This window comes from Flavimaribacter sediminis, assembly GCF_019492055.1.
Taxonomy (GTDB): Bacteria; Pseudomonadota; Alphaproteobacteria; order Rhizobiales; family Rhizobiaceae; genus Flavimaribacter; species Flavimaribacter sediminis.
The window spans coordinates 67,998-90,869 of record NZ_JAICBX010000002.1 but is presented as its reverse complement, the minus strand read 5'-3'; the positions used below and the strand labels follow the sequence as shown (position 1 = coordinate 90,869).

The following is a 22,872-nucleotide window of genomic DNA, read 5'->3' as shown; positions in this document are numbered from 1 at the left end:
TGATTCAGTTTGCAGAATTTGCTCTGAAAATATTCGGCGAGCATCCGATCCAGCGATTGAACGCTCGGGTAAAGCTGGCGTGTTCGTCATAGCCGAGGGAGTACGCGATCTCCGCAACAGAAAGACCGGTTTGCGTGAGGAGGGTGACAGCCCGGTCGCACCGGGCCGCGTCCAGGATCTTCTGATAGGTGTAACCGTGCGAGCGTAGCCGACGTTGCAGCCCCTGAACACCCAGCCCGGTCATTTGCGACGCGCCTTCGATATCGGATTTGCCTTCCAGAAGTCGCAAGGAAACAACGGCCGAAAACGAACGGGCCGGCTCCGGCGCATCGCCGAGAACGAGGTCGGCTGTGATTTCCCTGAGATTCTGTGCCCCTGCGACAATCGACATTTCGACCGGATGCGGCTGTACGAGGTCTTCGGCAGACAGAGGTAATGCAATGCCATCCCCGCCGCAGCGCAGGGACGTCCGCAACAAGGTCTCGATCAGCTGGACGGAGCTGTCGCGCGGATAGTTCACTTCAACCCAGGCAGGACGCCAGTTGCTTCCGAGATAGACCTGGGCAAAGGTCAACATCGGGTAGATCAGATGATCGGAGTACTGGGTGATCCGGTCACGTCTGAGCGGCGGGGTATACCGCCAGATCCAGTATCCGTCTTCTTGTTGCAGAGTCATGCGGGCACTGGAAAGATGGGCCCCTATCGTCAGACACAGCCGCTGCAGCGCGATTTTCAGATTGGGCGCCTGTGCGCTCCGGCCGGTCCAGGATCCCCAGGCTTCGTGAGTCATGCTTTTGCCGATGCGGACGCCAAGCGTGCGGTCCCCGAGCTTGTCCGCGCTGGAAGCGAAGAGGTCGCTGATCAGCGACACCGGGATCGGGAGGTCGGGGTGATCAAGCGCCTCTAGCGGCAAGCCGACCGATCGAAGGATCCTGATCAGGCTATCCTCGCCAGTGCGTTCCTCGACGACGCAGGGCAGCGTCCCAATTCCTCTGAGACGGGCAAGCGGGATGGAACCGGTTATTCTGGGCACAGCAATTTCCAAAGTGACGCGAAATGAAAAGTCAAAGATCGAGCTTCTCTGTATGTAGAGGTTGTACCGGGAGACGGATGCGATTGTAGCTTAACAAGTAAATTGCCTGCTGCATATGAATACAGTGCGGATGGATGTCAGTCCATTCCCGGATCGCATCGCGATCAGTCCAGGTCTCTCAATAAATCCAGGTCTGCTTGTCAGAACAGGGCAACTGTTGTCGGCGTTGCGGCCTGGCAGTCTGAGTGTAACGGAGGGTTTTCATGCTCGGAATACTGAAATACAAAGCGAATGCCGGGGCCGTTATGGCTGCGGTGCTTTCCGCATCGACCCTGACGGGTGTCGATGCTCTGGCGCAGGACAGCGCCGGCAGTTCATCAGCCGGTGAAAAGCCGAACATCCTGTTCATCATGGGCGACGATATCGGCTACATGCAGCCATCCATCTACCATCGCGGACTGATGGTCGGCGAAACGCCGAATATCGACCGGATCGGCAACGAAGGCATGATGTTCACCGATTACTATGCCGAACAAAGCTGCACGGCCGGCCGGACCGCGTTCTTTACCGGCATGACGCCGGTGCGCGCCGGCATGCTGTTGCCGGAGATTCCGGGTTCCGAATCCTATCTGCGCAAGGGCACGCCTTCGCTGGCCGTCTTCCTGCGCGATCTGGGTTACTCGACCGGCGAGTTCGGCAAGAACCATCTGGGCGATACGGCCGAATCGCTGCCGACGGCCCACGGCTTCGAGGAGTTCTGGGGCTATCTGTACCATCTCGATGCGATGCAGGGCGTCAGCTTCCCCGACATCAATTCGAGCCCGACAGTTCAAGCCGTGGTTCCGGCCTGCACGAACACGCCCGTACCCGGCCTGTCTGATCCGGAAGGCGCAATCGATCCCTCCGAAGGTCTCTGCATGACCCCGCCGCGGCCGGTGATCGCCTGTACCTCGGCGGATGGTACGCAAGGCAACCAGAGCTGTTCGGATGAAGGTCCGATGACGCTCGATCGATCGAAGACCATCGACGAGGAGATCTCGGCGAAGGTCGTCGACTTCCTCGACCGCAAGGACCCGGAAAAGACCGGCAAGCCGTTCTTTGTCTGGTATAATCCGGCCCGCATGCACGTCACCACCGTTCTGTCCGAAAAGTACGAAGCCATGCTTGGCGAACGCGGCGGCAAGGACTGGGGCATCAACGAAGTCGGCATGAAACAGCTCGACGACAATATCGGCGTCGTGCTCGACAAGCTTGAAGAGATGGGCGAGCTTGACAACACGATCGTCGTCTTTACCACCGACAACGGCGCCGAGACCATCACCTTCCCGGACGGCGGCGTTACCCCGTTCGCTTCCGGCAAGCTGACCACATGGGAAGGCGGCATGCGCGTTCCGCTCGTCATTCGCTGGCCCGGCCACATCAAGCCCGGCACGGTGAACAACGAGATATTCGCCGCGCTCGACTGGCTGCCGACCCTTGTGGAAATCGCAGGCGGCCCCAAGGGCGACGATCTGAAGGAGCAGATCGAGGCCGGAAAATATCCCGGTATCGTCAAGACGACGCTGGACGGGTTCAACCAGACTGGCGTCCTGACCGGCGAAAAGGAAAATGTGCGCGACCACTTCTTCTACTACTCGGGCTCGACGCCATCGGCAGTCCGTTACAAGAACTGGAAGATGTACTTTGCCATGGTCGACCAGGATCCGAGCAAGACTTTCCTTGGCCCGCAGACATTCAGCTGGACACAGGTCGTCAACATCAAGCGCGATCCGTTCGAGCAGTCGATCGGTTCCTTTACCAAGACGTTCAACAGTGTCGGCGGCGCGCTCGCTGCGCCTTCGACGGCCTACGCCTATGACTGGAACATGCTTCCAATCGGTCAGGCTCTGTGGCTGAAGGAATTGGAAACCTACAAGGAGTTCCCGCCGCTGCAGCATCCGGCGGCCTACAACCTCGACGCCGTCATGCAACAGGTCAAAAGCTCGAATACAGCCCGCGACTGAGGCCGGTTTTCGATCATTGCAGACGAGATGGGGCGGTCCTTGCAGGGGCCGCCCCTTTGCGACAAGCGCACCGCCCCAGTCATTGTCGATCAGAGCCTGAGAGTGAATCGTCCAAGCTATTGTTTTTAAATCTCTTTTTGATCGCGTATCGAGAGGTGGACGAGACTGCGGAAAGTGGGAACCAAAAGCAAAGGCCGTCACCCGGATTCGGGAATTTCCATAGCAATTGGAGGGATTTTTGCGGAGCAGACGCTGTTTATGACGAGTTCGTCGAGCAAGTGATCTCTTGAATATTCTGAGGTGTTAGTCAGTTGAATTCCGACAGTTCCGGACGATTTCTGTTTGCGAGGGAATTGCCGAAGCAGATCGTCATTTTCATTCTGTCGCTGCCCGTAATGGGGTTCGGCATATGGCTCATGCTGCAATACATGATTGCGGAAGGGGCCATTACCCTTGCCGCCTTTCCGGTCGCCTTCGCAATTGCCGGGACTGTCTATTTCGGCGCTGCCGCGGCGCTGGGCTGGGGCGTGACGGTCTATTTGACTTTCCGCTACCTCTTTGAAATGACGCCGGGTTTTGCAACGGCCTATGCGGTCCTCTATTTTTTGGCCGTGCTTCTCGCTGCGCTGCTGCTTCGCCGCAACGGCTTCCGGAACTTGCTGCAGACGCCGGTGCGTTCTCTGGTGCTCTGGTACCTGATCGTAGGTCTCGCCTTTCCCGTGTTGACGTCGGCGATCGGCGTTCCCCTGCTGGCGGCGGGCGGCGGCACGATAGACAGCGCACAATTCGTTTTGCTGTTCACGGCGAACTTCATCAGCGACAGTTTTTCGCCAGTGTCTCTCGGGCTTGCGCTCTGCGCTGTGCTGGCGTGGATCATGGAAAAGCCGGAACCGGTGCGCGAAGCCGGTAATTGGTATCGCTTCGAGCAGGCGCTCTGGCTGTTCCTGTGCGCGCTCGCCATCCTCGCTGTCGTCGGCTTTGGCGACGTCTGGGCGTCGAACAGCATCCGCGAAATAGCGCCGGCCTTCTTCCTGCTCCTGGTGTGGGCGGCGCTTCGCTTTTCCATGGTCTTCGCACTCATCGCCGCAGCGGCCGTCGGACTTGTCGTGACAAGCTGCTACGCCTTCGGGCTTGGCGGATCGCCCGTGCCGGAGACAACGCGCGACGCCATCGACGTCTACACCAATCTGCTTGCCATGACCGTGCTGGCGCAGGTCAGTAGCGCAATGACCCTGCAGCGGGCGCGCGACCACCAGCGCGCGATGCGCGCCGAACTCGATCGCGCCAATCTCAAGCGCTATTTCTCGCCGAGACTGGTCGAGGATCTGCTTAGCCGGTCGGAGTCCGTCGACCATACGCGCTCGCAGCGCGTTGTGGTGATGTTCGTCGATATTGTCGGGTTCACCAGTATCGCCGAACAGCAGACGCCTGAAGAAACTATCTCCATGCTGCGTGAATTCGACACGGAAATTGAAGAGGAGATCTTCCGCAACAGCGGCGTGGTCGACAAATATATTGGCGACGGCGTCATGGCCGCATTTGGTCTGCCACAGGTTGGCGACGCGGACGTCGCCTCCGCCCTGCGTTGCGCGCGCGGCATGGTGGACCGCACGGCGAAACTTGCGGAACAGAGAAAGCGCCGCGGCAAAACGCCGTTCTCGATCGGCGTGGGATTGCATGTCGGCCATGTCGTGGCGGGCAATGTCGGCAGCGAACGCAATCTGTCATTCACCGTCATTGGCGACGCAGTAAACACGGCGAGCAGGCTTGAAAGCCTATCCCGCAGCCTCAAGGCTTCGATCGTCGTCAGCGAGATCGTCATCGAGGCGGTCCGCCATGAAGCGCCTGACGAAAAGGCCTCGCTGCTCGACGGCTTCAAGAAGATCGGAGAGACGACGGTCAAGGGTCGCGCCGATCCGGTGAATGTCTGGGTTCTGCCGCTGGATAATTACTAGGCGGCAGAAAGCAGCCAATCCCTATTTCAGGGCGTTCGGAAGCAGCATGACGATCTGCGGAAAGATGATCGCAATTGCAACGACCACGAAATCAGCGAGCAGAAACGTCGTTACGCCCCGGAAAATCTGCGTCACCGAAGCATAGTCGCTGGCCACGTTTCGGATTACGAAGACGTTCAGGCCGACGGGCGGTGTGATCATGCCGATCTCCAGCAGCTTCACCACCAGCACGCCGAACCAGATCAGGCTGACATCGGCGGCTTCAAGCAGGGGAAGGAAGACCGGCAGGGTGATGAGCAGCGCGCCGAACGGCTCCATGAACATGCCAAGGATGAAATAGATCACGACGATGATCAGCATCATCTGGAAATAGCCGATATCCGATCCGCCGACGGTGGAGGCGATGAAGCTGGAAAGGCCCGTGATGCCGAGGAACCGGGTGAACATGGCGGCGCCGATGCCGATGATGAACAGCGACGCCGCCGTCATCAGTGTTTCAAGCAGGGAATCGTAGGCGACCTTGCGCGTCAGCCTTCCGGTGACGGCGGAGATGACGATAGCGCCGAGCGCCCCGACGGCGCCGCCTTCCGTTGCCGTGAATATACCGGAAAACAATCCGCCGAAAACAATAAGGATCAGCACAAGCGCCGGCCAGACGCCGACGATCGCATTGCGGAGGCTGGTTTCCTCCGAGCCGATGGTTGCCCGCGGCACAATGTCCGGGCGCAGCCAGCAGGTCAGAAGAACCACGATTGAATAGCCGATCGCCGTCAGGACGCCGATGGCGATCCCACCCATGAAAACCTGGGTGATGGAGGTTTCTGCGAAAACGCCGTAGACGATCATCAGGATCGAAGGCGGGATGAGCGCGCCGATCGTGCCGCCGGCGGCTATCGAACCGCAGGCGAAGCTCGGCCGGTAACCTGCTTTCACCATTTCGGGAATAGCGATCCTGCCCATGGCGGCGGCGCAGGCGAGGCTTGACCCGCTGACGGCCGCAAAGCCGGAACAGGCGAAGATCGAGGAAATGGCGAGGCCGCCGGGAATGCGTTTCAGCAGCACCTTCGCCGCCTCGAAAAGTCCGCCGGTCAAACCCGCATGAAAGGCGACGAACCCCATGAGGAGGAACATCGGAACAGCGCTCAGCGTCCAGCTCGAAACGAAACTGTAAGGCGTGTTCTGCAGAATTCCGAGCGCCGGCGTTACGCCCAGCAGCACCGCGATGCCGCCGAAGGAGACGGTCATCAGCGCGATGGCGACCGGCACCCGCAAGAGCAACAGCAACAGCAGTGCTGCGATGCCATAGAAACCGACCTCAAGACTCATGAACTTGCTCCGGCCGCACTGCGCCTAGCAGGGTTTCGAATGCGCGCCACGCCGTCACGAAGGCGGCGAGGCCGAATCCCGCCGGCGGCAGGAAATAGGTCGGCCACGTCGGAATCCGATAATTCAGAACAATGACGAAAGAGCCTGAATTGAAGTTCGTCATCGCCGTCTTCCAGGTGATGATGGCGATGGTGGCGTAAATGGCTGTGACCAGAATGGCGACCAGCAGGTCGGAGACACGCAGAAGCGGTGCGGGAAGAAGCCCTTCGAGAACTTCTACCGAGACCATGCCATTTCTCCGCTCGACCCAGGCAAGCGGCAGAAACGCGATGAACACCATGTAATAGTGCGAAACGATTTCGACCGTTGCCGGTATCGGCGCGCCAAAGAGGCCGCGCATCGTCACGTCAAGCGCGACATGCAGCATCATGGCGATAACGCCGAGGGCGCCCAACAGCGCCAGAAGCCGGACAATGCGTTCAATGATGTCGGATAGTCTCTGCATGGTCGTCCTACAGAAAGGAGTGACGACCGGCGCGCAGTTCGCGCGCCGGCATTGGAAATCACAGACCGTAGGTCGAGAAATCCACCTTGTCCCAGACTTCTTCCTGGACCTTGGCGGCTATGGCGTTCGCGTCCGGACCGGTCTCTTCGACAATCGCCGTCCACTTTTCGACCAGCTCGAGGAAGCGCGCGACCCGCTGGTCGGCGTCGTCCATGTTGAAGCGGTCCCTGGAAAGCTCCGCCGCTATGGACTGATCTTCCTGCGCATAGGCTTCTGCGGCTTCAGTCAGGCCTGCGTCCGGAGCGACGAATTCGATGCCTGCTTCGTTCGCCGCGGCTTCCGCTTCCTTGCCGATTTCGTAACCCCAGCGCTGGGTGAAGTCGGCATTGGCGCGGTTCGCCGCCCGGGCGAGCGCTTTCCTCTCGTCTACGCTGAGGCTTCCCCAGGTCTGTTCCGCGACTGTGAAGTTTGACGTGGCGTGGTATGTTCCGACCACAACCATGTTGATCGATTTCACCAGTTCGACCAGACGAAAGGACAGCAGGTCGCCCAGAGACGCGATCGATCCGTCGATCGTGCCCTGACTGATCGATTCGAAGGTGTCGCCTACCGGCAGCGAGACCGGCACGGCGCCGAAATGTTCGGCCCAGCGCGAGAAGGGCGCGCCGCCCGAGCGCAGGCGCAGGCCTTTCAGGTCTTCGGCCGTGTTGACCGGTTTGGTGGACAGGACATGGTAGGCGCCGGAAGAACCGGAGCCGAGATAGACGACGCCAAGGCCCTTCATCTCTTCAATGCAGGCGGGGCAGCTGACGATGAATTCCGTCACTGCGGCGCCCATGACATGCGGCTCGCGGCCGCTGAGCGCCATTTCGCCGGCCATCGCCATATTGGGCAGTTCGGCCGGAAAATAGAGCGGCAGAAGATTGCCGATTTCGATGACCTGAGACTGGAGCGCGTCCTTGACCTGCGGCAGGCTGACAACCTCCGGTCCGAATATCTTCGCGGTCAGTGCGCCGCCGGATTCTTCCGGCAGGTATTCGACGAGCTTCTGGTATAGATGGCTGTTGGCCGGGTGGGCCGGCGGGGCGGCGGGGCCAACGCGCAATTCCCTTGCTTCCGCAAGGCTCGCGCCGGTTGCCAGAACGGCTGCAGCCGCGACGAATGCTGTAAGCAGTCTATTCATAAATTCCTCCCTGGCGCGTTGAAATGCGGAGTGTGGCGGAATGCCTTTCCTCCTACGGATACGGGATATGCGCCGTAGCCCCGCTCCGAATTCTTTGTGGCGGCGTTCGCCCGGACCAGAAATCAGTCCTGCTTGCGCTCCTCCCGACCGGGTTCGAGGCCGACAAGCTTGCGCAGCAGGCTTTTCAGCAGCCGGTTTTCGTCCTCCGACAATTTTCCGCGCTGCACAGGGTCCAGCGCGTTGAGCATTGGCCGGTAATGGTCAAGCACGCTTTCCCCCTTCCGGGTCAGGCGCAGTTCAACCGACCGGCGATCATCTTCCGGTATGATCCTTTCGACAAGGCGGCGCTTGTCGAGGCTTCGAATGAGCTTGCTCATCTGCGCCGGCTTGATGCGTAGCGTCTGCGCAAGAAGGCCCTGCCGAATGCAAGGGTTATGGCCGATAACAAGCAGGCTGGAGACTTCGCCGGGGCGCAGGTCCTGCATGTCGAACGCTTCGAAAAACTGGTCGAATGTCTGAATCTGGGCGATGCGGACAAGAAATCCGAGCAGGTCGTTCAACTCGCCGAGCTCGACATTCGCCTGATCGTCCTGTCGTGTCATCGCCAGTTGCATCAGGAATCCCTGTCCGGGATTGCGAGCCTCTTGGCTCTCTTTTCCAGGAATTCGCGCAGTCTTTGTTCTGCTTCCGGGTTGGTGGCCGTGAGCGACGCCATCAGCGATTCGACGAAGAGGCCATCGGACTCCGCCATGTCCTGGATCCGGGGCAGGGCGTGAATGATCGCGTAGTTGGAGAGGCTGGCGTTGGACGCGGCTTGCCGGGCAAGCGCGACCGCCTTTTCCCGCGCCTCGCCGGGACCGACCAGATATTGCAGGAGGTTCCATTTTTCCGCCTGTTCGGCGGAAACGACGCGTCCGGTCAGCATCATGTCGGTCATCCGGGCAAGCCCCATCAGACGCGCTGCCCGCACCGAGCCGCCCCCGCCGACAAAAATGCCGCGCTGGCCTTCGGGCAGAGCAAAGAAAGCGCTCTTTTCGGCGACGCGGATATGGGTGGAGGCTGCAAGTTCAAGTCCTCCGCCGACAACAGCCCCGTGCAGCGCGGAAATCCATGGAATGGCGCCGTGTTCGATCGTCGCGAAAATGGCATGCCAGCGGCGCGATCCCTGGACGCCCTCCGCCGCGGTCTTGGAGACGTGTTCCGCCAGATCGAGTCCGGCGCAGAAATGATCGCCGTGACCGAACAGGACGCCGGCTTTCGCTTCCTTGCCGGCACGCGCGACTGCCTCGCCGATTTCGATCACGAAGGCGTCGCTTATGGCGTTTCGCTTCTCGGGCCTGTTCAGCCCAAGGAGCGCGACGTCGCCGTCGATCTCGTAGGTGACATGGCCTGTCGAAGAAGCCACCGCGCCGTCCTCCCGATTGCCCGGGATATTGTTGATTGTTTCCCAGGAAAGTATTTACGAATATACAATCCAATCAGAAATGGTCAATCGCAAATGGCGCCACCAAGAGATGCAAGGTGATTGAAAGACGAAGAACCGTGGATGAGACCGCCTACAGCGGATAGGCTTCGGGTCGTTTCCCGAACCAGGGCTGCGCGCGCTCGATCTGACCGGCAAGCGCATAGAGGAGGCCTTCCTCTCCGTAGCGGCCGGCAAAGTGGCAGCCGATAGGCATGCCGTCGGTCGACTGGCCGAGGGGAACCGACATGGCCGGTTGTCCGGTGACATTGAAGAGATAGGTGAAAGGGATAAAGCCCATCAGTTCGGCCAGCCATTCATCAACATTGTCGCTGTCCGTCCGGTATTTGCCGATCGGCGGCGGGGGCGTGGCGAGCGTCGGGGTCAGCCAGACATCGTAGCGGGTGAAGAATTGCGCGATGCGTCGCGTTTCGCGGTGCAGCGCCTGAAGGCTCTGGATATAGAGCGGCGCGCTCATCGCCATGCCGCGTTCCGCGATTGCGCGGGTCATCGGTTCGACCATGCCGTCTTCCGGCAATCCGCCGCCGGTGGCTCGCGCGACATTTGCGGCTGTATTCGCCTGGAAGACCGTGCCGAAGCCGTCCGCGACGTCTTTGACGTCGAATTCCGGCTCGGCCTCTTCCACGATGTGTCCGAGACTTTCGCAAAGTCGCGCGGCTTCCTCGGTGGCGCGAACGCAGTCTGCATCAATGGCGGTCCGGTTGGGCGCCTGTGTCGAATAGGCAATTCTCAGCTGACCGGGGTCGCGTCGCGCCTGTTCGAGATAGCTCAGTGTGGGAGGGCATGCGAAATAGGGATCGCCCGGAAGCGGTCCCTGCGTCGCGTCGAGCAAGGCCGCGCTGTCGCGCACCGACCAGGTCACCGCATGCTGGTTGGCGAAACCGGCCAGACCCTCGCCGCCCTCGGGGCCGGCGGTTATGCGCGCGCGGGTCGGCTTCATGCCGAACAGTCCGCAGCAGGACGCGGGGATGCGGATTGATCCGCCGCCGTCTGTCGCGTGTCCCATCGGCAAGGCGCCCGTAGCGACCAGGGCGGCCGAACCGCCGCTTGAACCGCCGGGCGACCGGTCCCTGTTCCAGGGATTGAGCGTCGGTCCGAAAAGATGCGGCTCCGTCACCGGTTGCAGTCCGAATTCCGAGGTGTTGGTCTTGCCGGCGAATACAAGACCGGCCTTGCGATACCGGGTGACGATCTCGCTTTCGATTTGCGGGCGGTTGTTGGCGAACAGCTTAGAGCCGAAGCTCGTGCGCGCGCCCGGCAAGGAAACGACCAGTTCCTTCAGCACGTATGGCGCGCCGGTGAACGGTCCGTCGGGAAGCGCGCCTGCTGCAGCCTCGCGGGCCTGGTCGTAGAGGGTTTCCACTACGGCGTTGAGGTCCGGGTTACAGGCTTCAATCAAAGCGATGGCCGTTTCCAGAACTTCGCTTGCGGAAACTTCGCCGCTTCGCACCAGTTCCGCGATCGCCAGAGCGTCGAGACTTCGATATTCCGCAATCATGGTGTGCCGCTCCATTGTGATCGAGGCATCGGCTCGGCTGCTTCCAGGTCCGGAAGGGCGGCGGACGCAAAGCCGGCGCAGCCGAGTGAGGCGATTGAAAAGACGCCGTTTTCGAGCCTGATGCGCACCTTGCCGTCCTGCTTGTGGTAGAGATCCGGGTGGGCGTTCAAGAAGGCGCGGGCTTCTCTGTCGGGCCTGCCGCCGAACCCGTCGATAAAGTGATGCGCGTTGCGTTCGACATGGGTGAGGCCCAGGAGGTTGACGAGCGCCAGGTCCTGTTGAATGGAAATGCCCGGCTCGCAGGTGAGGTCCTCCGCGGACATGAAACAGGCTGCGCCAGCCTCGTTCCACAGGCGGCAGCGCGCATGGTTGAGCATCGATTTGTAAATGCCCTTGCAGGCCTTGGACGACACGCCGGAATAGCCGAGATCCCGCGCCTGTTTGAACGCCGAGAGTTCGCCGTCGGATTCGTCGATGATAACCGGGACGAGAGAAGCCAGTTGACCGACTGATTTTGAGAAGGCTTCCTTTCGATTAATCGGCTGCTCGACATACAGGATCGACGACACAAGACGATCAAGCGCAGGCGTTTCCTTCATCTTGCGATAAAAGGCGGCGATGCTGGCGGCGTCCGGGTATTGCTCGTTGCCATCGAGCGTCGCCGAATAGGCGGCGTCGCCACGATCGAGCACCGACGCGATTTTAGTCAACCGCTCAAGGTCCGCCGCCTCGTCGCCACCGACCTTTATTTTGAAATAGCGATTGCCGTAGAAGGCGACGACCTCTTCCAGGGTTTCAGGCAGTCCGTCATTGACCCGGTCGTCGTCCGCAAGATCGGACGCGGTTATTGGGTCAGTAAGGCCAATCGTGTGCCGGACGTCGATCCGGTCGGCGGGGATGGACTTCTGGAACAGCGCGCCAAGTTCAAAACCGTCGAGTTCGGGAATGATCTCGTGATTGCGCAGGCCTGCAAGATTCTCTTGCATCGCTGCGTAGAAACTTATTCCTGTCAATCGGCAGACGGCGTCGAGAATGGCCCGGTCGAGCAGCGACTGGCCGTAGCTGGCGATCAGCGGATTGAGGTCAAGACGGGCGCATGCGGCGACGTGACTGTCATAATTATCGGCGAAAATTTCGAAAGGCGTTGCGTATTCGCTCGCAAGATACGTGTCGGCTGCGAGTTCCAGCGCCTTGCGAAGCTGGTGATGATTGTCGTCGTCGCTGAGCGCCAGGTTCTTGTCGAACCATTTGGCGCCAAGCGCTTCCGCGGAATAGCCCAAACCCTGCTTGCCGTCGTCCAGGCGCACAGTCGCCCGAACGATTGCCTGGCGGCCGTGGGTTGCGGTCTTGACGCCGAAACGAAAAGGCATGCGCAGCGTATACGGACGCTCGAAAGCTTGGAATCCAACGAGGCGAACACGTAGCGCGCTCATGCGATTGCCTGTCGAGGCGTTTCGTCCGACTTCGCCTGGCCGCCGGTCAGCGTGTCATAGATATCGAGCGTGTACTGACCGAATTCCGGCGTCGCGCGTGTTTCCATGGAACGCGGACGCGGCAGGCCGACATCGACGATCTCGGCGATGCGACCGGGGCGCGGCGACATTACCACGACGCGGTCGGCCAGGAACACGGCTTCCGGAATGGAGTGGGTGACGAACAGGATGGTCTTGCGTCCTTCCTGTCCTCCCGTTTCACCCCAGACCCGCAGCAGTTCGAGGTTCATATCGTCGCGCGTCATGGCGTCGAGCGCGCCGAAGGGCTCGTCCATCAGCAGCAGCGGAGGATCGAGAAGCAGCGCCCGGCACAGGGCGGCGCGCTGCTGCATGCCTCCGGAAAGTTCGTTGGGGCTCTTTCTGGTGAAATCGCCGAGACCGACGAGTTCAAGCAGTTCGCGGGCCCGATCGCGATACTTGCGAGGATTGAGGCCGGCGAGCTCCGCCGGCAACAACACGTTGTCCAGAATGCTGCGCCACTTCAAAAGCACAGCCGACTGGAACACCATGCCGACTTTCTGGATCGGTTTCGTGACCGATACGCCGTCGACCACCACGGAACCGGAGGTCATGGGTCTGAGGCCTGCGGTCACCCGCAGCAATGTCGACTTGCCGCATCCGCTGGGGCCGACGAGGGAGATGAACTCTCCCTCGCGGACCGTCAGCCTGATGTCGCGCAGAGCCTCGACCGAGCCGCTTCCGGTCTCGTAGACCATCCCGACCTGGTCGAGTTCGATGATGTTCTTCATCGTATGCTTCCGATCGTCCTGCCGGTCAGTTGGCCGGCATGTCGATTTTGGTGAGGTACTCCGTCGTGAAGACGTCGTCGCACGAGACTTCCTTGGGCAGGCCCATGTAGGTGTTCACCGTGTCGACGGAGCTGCACATCTTTTCCTTTTCGATCCAGCCGATGCCGTTTTCCTTGTAACGGTCCGTCTGCATCAGTTGAAGACCCATGGCCATATTGGCGCCAAGCAGCTTTTCGTCGATTTCAGGAACGCGCTTCTTGAAGATAACCATGGCCGCTTCAGGATCGGCCATGACATCCTGCCAGCCCTTGTAGGAAGCTTCGAGAAACTTCTTCAGAGCTTCAGGACGTTCCGTCATCGTCTTCTCGCTCGCGATGATGGACATGGAATACATGTCGAAGCCGTTGTCGGCCCAGGGCATCATGACGACATTGCCTTCACCCATCGGCTTTTCGTAGAGCGGCAGGCCGGTGGTGTAGTCGGCGACAGCGTCGACGCGCTTTTCGGCGAGGGCCGCGATCTTCGCGGCGGGCTCGACATTCACCCAGGTTACCTTGCTGGAGTCGATGCCATTGGCCTTGGCGAATGCTGGCCAGACCTGGCGCTGGCTGTCGCCGGGAGGCGCGCCGATGGACTTGCCTTCAAGATCCTTGGGCGTCTTGATCGGATTGTCGGCGCTCGAGAATATGTTGAGCGGGGTCGTGTCGAAGACCATGCCGACGACCTTGATCGTGGTGCCGCGCGCGAGCGAGGCGATGACGACCGCGCTGTCGGCGAGGCCTGCGTCGGCGGCGCCTGTGTCGACCTTTGCGATCGAGTCACCCGAGCCCTTGGAGTTTTCGAGCGTCACATTCAGTCCGGCGTCCGAATAGTACCCCTTGTCGAGCGCAACCCAGTAGGCGGCGTGGTCTCCCACTGGAAACCAGTTGAGCGCGAATTTGAAATCCTCCTGTGCGGCGGCAGGCGAGACGAGGACGCCGACGACCGCTGTAATGGCGAGTAGTTTCTTCAGCATTTCAGTTCTCCTTTATTTTAGTTCTCTTGACCTTCGGCCCAAGGGGCCAGCACGCGTGACAAAGCTGCAACTGCGCCGTAGAGCGCCAGGCCCAGGATCGAGATCCACACCAGCGCCCCGAAGGCCAGCGGCGTGTTCAGGCTGCTCTGGCTGGTGATGATCACGTATCCGAGCCCGCTCTGGGAGGCGACGAATTCGCCGACGATGGCGCCGACGACTGCAGCGGTCGCGGTCACCTTGAGGGCGCTCAGGATATAGGGATAGGCGTTCGGTATTCGGATCTTGGCGAACACTTTCCACTTTGGCGCATTGAAGACCCGGCCGAGGTCAAGCATCTCGTCGTCGATCTGCGACAGGCCGACGGCGGTGTTGATGACGACCGGAAAAAAGCCGATCAGCGCGCCGATCAGCATGTTGGGAAAAATACCGTACCCGAACCACAGGAGGAAGAGAGGCGCGACGGCGACTTTAGGCAGGGTGTTGACGAAGACCAGAAACGGCATCAGCGCGCGTCCCACCATATTCGACCACGCGGTGAGCGTGCCAAGCAGAATGCCGCCGACGGCCGCGATGAGGAACGCGCCCAGAATAGCCGTTCCCGTCACAAGAATGTGCTTGCCCCACGGAATCTCGCTGGACAGCATGGCGTCCACCACCGAGCCCGGACTGGGCAGCAGATATTCGCGTATACCAAGGGTCGATACGGCGAGTTGCCAGATGACCAGCACGCCGATGAACATCAGGATGGCGGGAAACCACTCGATCAGCAGTCGCTTCACGGAATTCAACACCGACCCCCACAGTCTTTTTGTGAACGCATCATCTAGGAAAGCCACCGTTCAAGGTTTTCCGCGACGAAGTTGTCATCGGAGAGGTCGCCATGCTGATCCAGAACGCGGTCGATCTCTTCCGCCTGGCCGGGGCTCAGGCCCTCTTCCGGATCAAGGCACCAGACGCCTTCCAGCAGACCCTGCCGGCGCAAAACCTCATGGCAGCCGGCGATGCAGCCCCGAAACGCATTGGCGACGTCGAAGAAGGCTGCGTTGCAGTCGGTGACGCGACTGTCGAGCGCCAGCAGCTCGGAAGGAACAGCCTCTTCCGACGAGACCGCACGACAGCTGCGATAAATGTCGATGGCGGATTTCGTCCAGACGGACCAGTGGCCGAGCAGTCCGCCGACAAAGCGCACCGTCACCGGCTTTCCGTCGCGCATCGCCGTGAAGGGCGTTACCAGATCGAGAACGATATGGTCGTCATTGCCTGTGTAGAGCGAAATCCTGTCTTCGGCGCCCGCCGCGACGACGCCGCGAACGACGTCGAGCGTGCGGTAGCGGTTGAAAGGCGCGACCTTGATGGCGATCACGTTCGGAATGGCTGCAAAACGCCTCCAGAATTCTGCGTCGAGCTCCATGCCGCCAACCGCGGGCTGCAGATAAAAACCAACCAGAGGAATGACCTCCGACACTGCGCGGCAATGATCGATGAGGGCGTCGGTGTCCTGGTTCTTCATCGCGGCGAGGCTGAGCAACCCGGCATTGTATCCGAGCGACCCGGCGATCCGCGCCTCCGCCGTCGCCTGTTCCGTTCGGCCGACCAGACCGGCGACCATGGCGAGCGGCCGGTCGCTCCAGTCGGCCGCCGTTTCGGCGGCGAGCGTCAGCACGTCTTCGTAGAGGCCAGCCTCTCGGATCTCGAATTGCGTTGTGTGTACGCCGACGGCCAGGCCGCCTGCGCCGGCGTCGAGATAATAGCGCGACAGCGCGCGCTGGCGACGACGATCAAGCTTGCGATCGGCGTCGAGAGCCAGCGGATGTGCCGGGATGACGGTTCCTTGACGAAGGATCTCAATCGGATCCTGGGCGCCGGCCGGATGTTCGCTTACGGGCGATTGGGAGTGGATCGTCATCAGCCGAACTCCGGACCGGCAACCGAGAAAAGGTGTTTTGGATTTCCAAAGGCTTCCGAACGGCCCAGCGCCATGCGGGCAAAGCTGCGCTGGATCGTAAAGCCCTGATCGCTAAGCCATGCGCCAATCTTCGACCAGATTTGCGGAACATCTATAAAGACGGTTCCGCGCGTGGTCGCCAGCAGGCGCTTCATGAGTTCAAGAGCGCCGGTTTCGCTTGTGGCCACGACCGGTCCCGCCTGCAAGGCGCGCCTGCCGCGGCGGACGATCGCAAAGCCGTCTGCGCCGTCGGTGATGGCCGAAGATCCATCGCGCGCCAGGAAATCGCGCATCAGGGCGGGCCTTCGGGCGCCGAAAGCTTCGGCGTCGCAGCTCAGCAATGCGTCAAGACGGGCGGGTTCCGGCGTCGTTATTTCGACGACGGACTGAATGTCCGACGATTCTCTCTGCCAGCGGTCGAACCGGAATTGCGGCTGAAAACCCTGGTTGACGTAGACCTTCTCTCCGTCCGCTGTGGCGTCGAGGACCGGTGTGAGATTGCGTGAGCGAAGTATTGCCATGCAACGGTCGACGAGGCGGGTCGCAATGCCGCGGCGACGCCAGTCGGCGGTGACCAGCACCATGCCGACAAAGCCGAAAGAACCGTCATAGGGCAAGGCGGCCGCGCTTGCGATCAGTCGCCCGTCGGCGTCGCACACGCCGATGGTCTCGCCCCGTTCGATAAAATGTTTCCAGTCGTCCGCAACCTGGTTCCAGCCTGCCTCCGTTGACAAAGCCATGCCAGCCTGGATGTCTTTCACGGTAAGCCGGACGATGGGCATGTTCTCAGAAATCCCCATCGCGGACCTCGAATTTCGTAGGCTTGTTGAGGCTTGGCCGGTCATGGGCGACCCAGTCCGCGACCCAGTCGAGCATCACGCCGACCGGCACAGAGGGATAGCCGAAAAGGCTTGCAGCCTGGGCGCTGTTGGTCAGCCACGCCGTTTCGGATTCGTCGCCGACCAGATTTGGTTTCTTGCCAAGTCGCGCGGATAATTCTTCGACGAGCCACCGCACCGACAGGGTTTCCGGGCCGCTGATATTGAGCGGCGACGTCGGCGTGGTGCAGTGACGCAGCGCGCGCAGTGTTTGAGCGTTTGCATCGCCCTGCCAGATCACGTTCACATGACCCATCAACGAGAGATCGATCGGAATGTCCTGCTTGACGCGGCTGGCGAGGTCGAAAAGCACGCCGTAGCGAAGGTCGATCGCATAATTGAGACGGATCAGCCGACCGGGCGTCTGGTAGCGCCCGGAGAAATACTCGAACATACGCTCACGCCCGAGACACGACTGGGCGTATTCGCCCCGCGGCCCGGCCGGCGTCTTTTCAAGCGCGCCCTGCTGCATCACATCGACCAGGGGATAGATGTTGCCTGTGGAGAAGGCGACGATCCGTGACTCGCGAAAAACGGAAGCTACAATGCTTGGGCAGTGAACATTCATCGCCCAGGTCAATGGCTGATTGCCGCTGGCGCCGAACTTCATGCCCGCCATGAAGATGACATTGCGCAGACGGGGCAAAGCCTCGACCTGCTCCTGATCGAGCAAATCGGCCTTGATAGTTTCGACGCCGCATTTTTCCAGCGTCTCGCGCTGTCCGGCTTCGCTGAAACGCGCAACGCCGACAATGCGCTTGTTCGGAGCGGCGTTGCGGGCAAGGCGGGCAAGCGTCGGCCCCATTTTGCCGGCGACGCCAAGGATCAGAATATCGCCGTCGACCGACGAGAGGTCGTCTATCAGTTCCGGGCTCGGTTGCGACAGGAAGGAGTCGAGCTGTTCGACGCTTTCGAAGCTCTTTGGAAACGCGCCGGGCTGCGCGGCTTGTTCCATGGAAGCAGGATTGTCCTGCATCTGTGCTTTCCCCTGCATACGCAACCCCATTTTGTGCGGGCGTTTCATGTACGCTATCGCGAACCGCGGAAAGTTTCAACCATTTAGTTGAAAATGGTAAAGGAAGACTTAGAACGTATTGGAAACAAGACCTTGCAGTCTTTTCAGCGCGTCCCGTGTGGCTTGAACGGGGGGTGAAAGATGGGGTTCCACGGCGATCGCGCCGCAATATCCGTCCCGCGCCAGTGCAGAAATCTGACCAGCCCAGTCGACCTCTCCCTCCGCCACGATTTCCCAGCCGCCGTCGGCAAAGCACCGCACATCCTTGTAGTGAACATTTCGGATCAGGGACTTTGTGGCCTCGTAGCCATCCGGAAACGGGGTGTCGCCGTCGATGCGCGCATTCGCCGGATCCCAGTTAAGGCCAACGGGAACCCGGATGCGTTCAATCAGGTTCGCCGAGCGCAATCCGGTGTCGGCGAAATGACCTTCTTCATTCTCGATCAGCAGTTCGACGCCAGCCGCCGCAGCCGTTTCGGCCGCATGGGTTATGGCGTCGACCACGCCTTGCGGGGCAGGGCCTTGCGGAGCGCCGTTGCGACCGAAGCTGAACGCAATGAGGTAACGCGCGCCTACGGACCGGGCGAAAGCGATGGATTCGGGAAGTAGATTTTCCACATGGTCCGCCAGGAGCGCCTGTGCTCTGGCCTGAGCGTCTGCGAATTCCGCATCCATCCAGATCAGATTGGAATATTTCCTTTCGGTCTTGGGGAAAGGGATCTTGAAGAGGCCTGGTGAAATCGCGGTGATCGACACCCCGTAACGCTCGATCGCTCTCATGAGCCGTTGCCTCGCATGGCTGGAGATGCGCGGCACGCGCGTTTCATGGACGCCGCGGAGCTCGAAGCGGGTCACGCCCCATTCAAGGCCGAGTTGGAAGGCCGTTTCCGGATCGCCGGTAAGTTCGTCTGTGACGATGCTGATGTCCATGAAGCCATGTCCTGCCGAAGCAAGGGAGCAGTGTAACGACAAGTCGCGACTTCAATCAACCGGATAGTTGATTACGGTTTCAGACCTTGAAGCGTCAGTGTGACAATGTGATCGCGATAGGAACTGATCGCTTCCTGACGCGACAGGTCCCGACCGAAGATCGCGGACATGGTAAGACCGTTGGCGAAGTAGAAAAACGTCATACCGGCTATTGAGACATAGAGCTCCAGCGGATCAACGCCCTTGCGAAACGTGCCTTCAGCGACGCCGCGGTCAAGCGTTTCGGCAATCAGTTCGAGCAGGGGAGAATTGGTTTTCAGCGCCATTTCGGACTCGCGAACATGCGGCGCGCCATGAGCGTTTTCGTCGGCGAGCATCCGGATGAATTCCCGGTGATCGTTGAGATAGTCCAGCGAGAAATCGATCAGTTTCACCATCGCCTCGCGCGGCGGCAGATTGCTGAGATCGAGTTCGCGTTCGCGTTCGCGGATTTCAGCGTATGTCGCTTCAAGCGCAGCGCGGTAAAGATCGTCCTTGCTGCCGAAATAGTAATAGACGAGCTGCTTGTTTGCCTTCGCGCGGCTGGCGATCTGGTCTACGCGCGCTCCGTCCAGTCCCTTGTTCGCGAACTCCACACGCGCTGCCGCCAGGATTGATGCGCGAGTCGCCTCAGGGTTGCGGCGCTGTTTTCCTGCGGTGGTGTCGGATGCGACGGACATTCTGCTCCCGGCAAGGCTATTCGGGGCGTCTGCCCATCAGACCCTTGAGATAGCCGATCGAGCGGGCGGCGCAACTGCATCCGTCCGGTTGATAGATGAAGGGCTCTACTGCAGTCGTCCCCGAATAGTCAAGTTTGCGAAGGGTTTCCACAATGGCTAAGAAATCAGTGGAGCCTTCGCCGGGGCCTCGCTTGTTGTCGTCGTTGAAATGGATGTGGGAGACAACGCCGCGGCTGATCCAGTGCTCCAGCGCGCGCGCCACATCCTCGCCGTTGCTCGCCGCCGCGTAGCAGTCAATCATCGTTCCAAGCGCCTGAGATCCGGTGGCCTCGATGATCGTGATCGCTTCTTCGACCGTGTTAATGAATCGCGTATCGTTGCGCGACAGCGGTTCGATGAGATAGCGCACCCCCGCATCTCCGGCCGCGTCTCCCATGGCGGCGAAATAGTCGAACCCGCGCTGCCGGCTGTCCGCTTCATTATCGTCTTCAAGAACGCGCTGAAAAGGCGATCCATGGACGAGATATCCGCCGCCAAGATCTGCGCAAAGCGTGACGAGCCGCTTGCCGAAATCAACCGTGCGCTCCGCCACAGCCGGATCCGTCGACGTGATCGACAGGCCTTCAGGCGTAGCCATCAACCAGTGCAGACCGGCGATTTCGACGCCTTCGCCATCCGCGATCTTACGCAGCTCCGCGATTTTATCGCTGCTCAGAAGCTGCGGTTCGTCAGACAGGGTGAAGGGCGCCACTTCCAGCCCGTCATAGCCGACTTCCCGGGCGAACCGGCATTGGTCGGCGAAGTCGAGTTCGCGCACCACCTCGCTGCACAGATAGATTTTCAATGCCGCCTCCTAGATGACCTGATGCTGAAGCGGCTCTCCGACGAGATACCGCTTCATGTTGATTTCGATCGTGTCGGCGACGCGCTGATAACTCGCGTCGCTGCCGCTGCCCGCAATGTGAGGAGTAATCAACACGTTCGGCGCAGACCACAAGGGGTGATCGGACGGAACCGGTTCAGGCTCGACGACGTCGAGGCCGGCGCCGCCGATATGTCCTGAATGCAGCGCGTCGACCAGCGCATGCGTATCGACGAGCGCGCCGCGTCCGACGTTGACGATCCATGCTCCGGGCTTGCAGGCGGCAAGCGTCCGACTGTCGAACACATTCCTGGTGTCGTCGTTCAGCGGCAGGCTGATCACAACCGCGTCGGCCTGGCCCAGCGCGCGTTCCATATCCGCCATCGCAAACATCTCGTCGGCCAGAGCGTCAGGCGTCGGGGTACGACGAACGCCAAGCACCCGCATTCCGAACGTTCTCGCGCGGAGCGCCACCTCGCGGCCGATCGAGCCAAAACCGATAACGGCGATCGTCCGCCCCTCGAGGCTGGCTACCGGCGTTTCGGTTTTCCGGATCCAGAGTTGTTTCGATTGGTTCTGCCAGAATTCCGGCAATCGTCTCGCAAGGGCGAGCAGCAAAGTGACGGCGTGTTCGGCCACCGGCGCGCCGAGAGCGCCGCCATTGTTCGTCACCACCACGCCATCCGGAACGCCATTTCTCTCGGGACCGTCATATCCCGCCGAGGTAAGCTGGATCCAGCGCAGTTCCGGCGCGTGTTCGCGCAACAGCGCTGCCAGTTCGCCATCGAAAAAGAATCCGCCGCCCGGCATGATCAGGACTTGCGCGTCCTTGATTGCCGATGCGAGCTCGCTTCTTTCGTCAACCGGGACCACGTCGACGCCGTCGATCTGGCTCAGTCGGCCGTTGATCACCGCCTTGGCGAAGAACGGATGAGAAACGACACGGACGGGAGTCGCAAACCTGCCTGAACCCATGAACAAGTTTTCCTGATTGAAATTTCGCGGTGAATTGATGTGACATTCAACTCTGTTTCTCTACAGCCATCAAGACATCAAGAACAGAGTTTCCGACTGTGTGAAAAATGATACTCTTTTCGCCGCATTCAAAAACTAGAAAGTATCATTTCATGTATTCGCCATACGATTATTTGAATGTGGTGAATGAAATTTGTTTGTTTTAATGCGATTGCGTAATAAGAAAGCACATGGCTCCCCGGCAGGATTGGGAGGTTCTTTGAGGCCTGTTCGTAGTGAGACGGCTCCGGAGCGAACAAAGTGCGGGATCAACAGAAATTGCGAGTGAAAGCTAGTGAAATGGCGACCAGAATGATTTGCAAATCCGTCATCGCGGCCGGTGTCGCCGGCTTTATGGCGACAGTCTCGAATGCGGCGGAGGAAAAGATCGTCATAGGCGTTCCGGCCTGGCCATCCGCGGAGGTGACGGCGAACATTATCTCGATGACGCTGGAGGACAAGTTCGGAGCAAAACCGGAGCTCGTCCAGCGCGGAACGCTGACAATCCTCAATCAGGTCGGCCAGGACACGATCCAGATTCACCCGGAAGTGTGGCTTCCCAATCTGGAAACCGCAATGGCTCGCCTCGAAGCCGCCGACGCAGCCGTGCATCTGAGCCCGAAAGGCGTTGATGCAGCCCAGAATATCTGCGCCAGCCGCGAAACGCTCGAACAGACGGGCGTTGGCAGTGTGGCCGATCTCGCCGATCCGGAAATCGCCGCGCAATTCGATAGCGACGGCGACGGAAAGGGCGAAATATGGATTGGCGCCCCTTCATGGTCCTCCACCGCGATCGAAAAAGTGCGCGCCCACAGCTACGGATACGACCAGACGATGACTCTTCTGGAAATGCCGGAAGCTGTCGCCATGGCGGCCGTCGACGTCGCGGCGTCTCTGGGGCGGCCGATCGTGTTCTACTGCTACGCGCCGCACCACGTTTTCAAACTGCATGATATCGTGACACTGGACGAGCCGACCTACGATGCGGCGAAATGGAAAATGGCGGACAGAAACCAAGACGCCAACTGGATTGAGAATTCAATGGCGGCCACAGCCTGGGACCAATCGCATTTTCATGTCGGCTACTCGGCCAGTGTGAAGGACAGGCCTGAAATCGCCGGTTTCCTGGACAATATTGCCTTCAAGCCGGACGACATCGTCGAGATGAGTTATGCCGTCGAGGTCGAGAGGATCCCCGCTGAGGACGTTGCGCGCGCCTGGATCGAAGCCAATCAGGAGCGCATCGGGGAGTGGACAAAGTGAGTG

Annotated in this window: 21 protein-coding genes; 3 read left to right on the top strand and 18 right to left on the bottom strand. The window is 60.2% G+C overall.

From position 1 onward, the window contains the following. Positions 1-4: 4 nt before the first annotated feature. Positions 5-1,033 carry a helix-turn-helix domain-containing protein gene (locus tag K1W69_RS08670; RefSeq protein ID WP_220227981.1) on the bottom strand — a complete coding sequence of 343 codons (1,029 nt, stop codon included), beginning with the start codon at positions 1,031-1,033 and terminating at the stop codon, positions 5-7. Positions 1,034-1,338: 305 nt separating this feature from the next. Here K1W69_RS08670 and K1W69_RS08665 point away from each other — a divergent pair, with 305 nt between their 5' ends. Together K1W69_RS08665 and K1W69_RS08660 are read left to right on the top strand one after the other, a co-directional pair. Continuing rightward, positions 1,339-3,036: an arylsulfatase gene (locus tag K1W69_RS08665; RefSeq protein WP_220229263.1), complete on the top strand. Its 1,698-nt coding sequence runs from the start codon at positions 1,339-1,341 to the stop codon at positions 3,034-3,036. Positions 3,037-3,347: 311 nt separating this feature from the next. Continuing rightward, positions 3,348-4,991 carry an adenylate/guanylate cyclase domain-containing protein gene (locus K1W69_RS08660; protein WP_220227980.1) on the top strand — a complete coding sequence of 548 codons (1,644 nt, stop codon included), beginning with the start codon at positions 3,348-3,350 and terminating at the stop codon, positions 4,989-4,991. A 21-nt stretch (positions 4,992-5,012) separates the two neighbouring features. On the opposite strand, the gene K1W69_RS08655 is transcribed toward K1W69_RS08660, so the two are convergent. The 17 genes from K1W69_RS08655 to K1W69_RS08575 form a co-directional block, all read right to left on the bottom strand. Then, complete coding sequence (locus K1W69_RS08655; protein WP_220227979.1) at positions 5,013-6,317, bottom strand: TRAP transporter large permease; 1,305 nt, start codon at positions 6,315-6,317, stop codon at positions 5,013-5,015. Beyond that, positions 6,307-6,822 (bottom strand): TRAP transporter small permease, encoded by a 516-nt coding sequence (locus K1W69_RS08650; RefSeq protein WP_220227978.1) that lies wholly within the window; start codon positions 6,820-6,822, stop codon positions 6,307-6,309. The genes K1W69_RS08655 and K1W69_RS08650 overlap by 11 nt, the downstream gene beginning before the upstream one ends. 58 nt (positions 6,823-6,880) lie before the next feature. Further along, a complete protein-coding gene (gene dctP, locus K1W69_RS08645; RefSeq protein ID WP_220227977.1) occupies positions 6,881-8,005 on the bottom strand; it encodes a TRAP transporter substrate-binding protein DctP in 1,125 nt (374 codons plus the stop codon). A 122-nt stretch (positions 8,006-8,127) separates the two neighbouring features. Continuing rightward, on the bottom strand, positions 8,128-8,619 hold the full coding sequence (locus K1W69_RS08640; protein ID WP_220227976.1) for a MarR family winged helix-turn-helix transcriptional regulator: 492 nt from the start codon (positions 8,617-8,619) through the stop codon (positions 8,128-8,130). Beyond that, positions 8,619-9,410, bottom strand: a complete 792-nt coding sequence (locus K1W69_RS08635) for a crotonase/enoyl-CoA hydratase family protein (RefSeq protein WP_220227975.1) — start codon at positions 9,408-9,410, stop codon at positions 8,619-8,621. Before K1W69_RS08635 ends, K1W69_RS08640 begins: the two co-directional genes overlap by 1 nt. Before the next feature lie 151 nt (positions 9,411-9,561). After that, complete coding sequence (locus K1W69_RS08630; protein ID WP_220227974.1) at positions 9,562-10,986, bottom strand: amidase; 1,425 nt, start codon at positions 10,984-10,986, stop codon at positions 9,562-9,564. Then, complete coding sequence (locus K1W69_RS08625; RefSeq protein WP_258570953.1) at positions 10,983-12,419, bottom strand: enolase-like domain-containing protein; 1,437 nt, start codon at positions 12,417-12,419, stop codon at positions 10,983-10,985. Before K1W69_RS08625 ends, K1W69_RS08630 begins: the two co-directional genes overlap by 4 nt. Next, positions 12,416-13,228, bottom strand: a complete 813-nt coding sequence (locus K1W69_RS08620) for an ABC transporter ATP-binding protein (protein WP_220227973.1) — start codon at positions 13,226-13,228, stop codon at positions 12,416-12,418. The genes K1W69_RS08625 and K1W69_RS08620 overlap by 4 nt, the downstream gene beginning before the upstream one ends. Before the next feature lie 25 nt (positions 13,229-13,253). Then, positions 13,254-14,243 carry an ABC transporter substrate-binding protein gene (locus K1W69_RS08615; RefSeq protein WP_220227972.1) on the bottom strand — a complete coding sequence of 330 codons (990 nt, stop codon included), beginning with the start codon at positions 14,241-14,243 and terminating at the stop codon, positions 13,254-13,256. A gap of 17 nt (positions 14,244-14,260) precedes the next feature. Next, positions 14,261-15,022: an ABC transporter permease gene (locus K1W69_RS08610; protein ID WP_370688223.1), complete on the bottom strand. Its 762-nt coding sequence runs from the start codon at positions 15,020-15,022 to the stop codon at positions 14,261-14,263. A 44-nt stretch (positions 15,023-15,066) separates the two neighbouring features. Further along, positions 15,067-16,149 carry a dihydrodipicolinate synthase family protein gene (locus K1W69_RS08605; protein ID WP_220227970.1) on the bottom strand — a complete coding sequence of 361 codons (1,083 nt, stop codon included), beginning with the start codon at positions 16,147-16,149 and terminating at the stop codon, positions 15,067-15,069. Continuing rightward, entirely contained in the window at positions 16,149-16,988 is an 840-nt protein-coding gene (locus tag K1W69_RS08600; RefSeq protein WP_220227969.1) for a GNAT family N-acetyltransferase, read from the bottom strand. The genes K1W69_RS08605 and K1W69_RS08600 overlap by 1 nt, the downstream gene beginning before the upstream one ends. Further along, positions 16,975-18,042: an NAD-dependent epimerase/dehydratase family protein gene (locus K1W69_RS08595; protein ID WP_258570952.1), complete on the bottom strand. Its 1,068-nt coding sequence runs from the start codon at positions 18,040-18,042 to the stop codon at positions 16,975-16,977. The genes K1W69_RS08600 and K1W69_RS08595 overlap by 14 nt, the downstream gene beginning before the upstream one ends. Before the next feature lie 108 nt (positions 18,043-18,150). Next, positions 18,151-19,011, bottom strand: coding sequence for a sugar phosphate isomerase/epimerase family protein (locus K1W69_RS08590; RefSeq protein ID WP_220227968.1), 861 nt, complete (start codon positions 19,009-19,011; stop codon positions 18,151-18,153). 71 nt (positions 19,012-19,082) lie between these two features. After that, a complete protein-coding gene (locus K1W69_RS08585; RefSeq protein WP_220227967.1) occupies positions 19,083-19,730 on the bottom strand; it encodes a TetR/AcrR family transcriptional regulator in 648 nt (215 codons plus the stop codon). A 16-nt stretch (positions 19,731-19,746) separates the two neighbouring features. Next, the gene (locus K1W69_RS08580; RefSeq protein WP_220227966.1) at positions 19,747-20,574 is read right to left on the bottom strand and encodes a sugar phosphate isomerase/epimerase family protein; all 828 of its coding nucleotides are present in this window, start codon (positions 20,572-20,574) and stop codon (positions 19,747-19,749) included. Positions 20,575-20,583: 9 nt separating this feature from the next. Next, positions 20,584-21,567: a D-2-hydroxyacid dehydrogenase gene (locus K1W69_RS08575; protein ID WP_220227965.1), complete on the bottom strand. Its 984-nt coding sequence runs from the start codon at positions 21,565-21,567 to the stop codon at positions 20,584-20,586. A 351-nt stretch (positions 21,568-21,918) separates the two neighbouring features. On the opposite strand from K1W69_RS08575, the gene K1W69_RS08570 reads away from it, so the two are divergent. Then, the gene (locus tag K1W69_RS08570; RefSeq protein WP_220227964.1) at positions 21,919-22,869 is read left to right on the top strand and encodes an ABC transporter substrate-binding protein; all 951 of its coding nucleotides are present in this window, start codon (positions 21,919-21,921) and stop codon (positions 22,867-22,869) included. Positions 22,870-22,872: the final 3 nt, after the last annotated feature.

What these genes read in the sequence shown, in the direction of transcription:
- K1W69_RS08640 (WP_220227976.1), bottom strand. Translation starts at nt 8,619, where the DNA reads ATGCAACTGGCGATGACACGACAGGACGATCAGGCGAATGTCGAGCTC.
- K1W69_RS08620 (WP_220227973.1), bottom strand. Translation starts at nt 13,228, where the DNA reads ATGAAGAACATCATCGAACTCGACCAGGTCGGGATGGTCTACGAGACC.
- K1W69_RS08585 (WP_220227967.1), bottom strand. Translation starts at nt 19,730, where the DNA reads ATGTCCGTCGCATCCGACACCACCGCAGGAAAACAGCGCCGCAACCCT.
- K1W69_RS08575 (WP_220227965.1), bottom strand. Translation starts at nt 21,567, where the DNA reads ATGGGTTCAGGCAGGTTTGCGACTCCCGTCCGTGTCGTTTCTCATCCG.
- dctP (WP_220227977.1), bottom strand. Translation starts at nt 8,005, where the DNA reads ATGAATAGACTGCTTACAGCATTCGTCGCGGCTGCAGCCGTTCTGGCA.
- K1W69_RS08590 (WP_220227968.1), bottom strand. Translation starts at nt 19,011, where the DNA reads ATGGACATCAGCATCGTCACAGACGAACTTACCGGCGATCCGGAAACG.
- K1W69_RS08615 (WP_220227972.1), bottom strand. Translation starts at nt 14,243, where the DNA reads ATGCTGAAGAAACTACTCGCCATTACAGCGGTCGTCGGCGTCCTCGTC.
- K1W69_RS08600 (WP_220227969.1), bottom strand. Translation starts at nt 16,988, where the DNA reads ATGGGGATTTCTGAGAACATGCCCATCGTCCGGCTTACCGTGAAAGAC.
- K1W69_RS08655 (WP_220227979.1), bottom strand. Translation starts at nt 6,317, where the DNA reads ATGAGTCTTGAGGTCGGTTTCTATGGCATCGCAGCACTGCTGTTGCTG.
- K1W69_RS08605 (WP_220227970.1), bottom strand. Translation starts at nt 16,149, where the DNA reads ATGACGATCCACTCCCAATCGCCCGTAAGCGAACATCCGGCCGGCGCC.
- K1W69_RS08570 (WP_220227964.1), top strand. Translation starts at nt 21,919, where the DNA reads ATGATTTGCAAATCCGTCATCGCGGCCGGTGTCGCCGGCTTTATGGCG.
- K1W69_RS08665 (WP_220229263.1), top strand. Translation starts at nt 1,339, where the DNA reads ATGGCTGCGGTGCTTTCCGCATCGACCCTGACGGGTGTCGATGCTCTG.
- K1W69_RS08630 (WP_220227974.1), bottom strand. Translation starts at nt 10,986, where the DNA reads ATGATTGCGGAATATCGAAGTCTCGACGCTCTGGCGATCGCGGAACTG.
- K1W69_RS08595 (WP_258570952.1), bottom strand. Translation starts at nt 18,042, where the DNA reads ATGCAGGACAATCCTGCTTCCATGGAACAAGCCGCGCAGCCCGGCGCG.
- K1W69_RS08650 (WP_220227978.1), bottom strand. Translation starts at nt 6,822, where the DNA reads ATGCAGAGACTATCCGACATCATTGAACGCATTGTCCGGCTTCTGGCG.
- K1W69_RS08625 (WP_258570953.1), bottom strand. Translation starts at nt 12,419, where the DNA reads ATGAGCGCGCTACGTGTTCGCCTCGTTGGATTCCAAGCTTTCGAGCGT.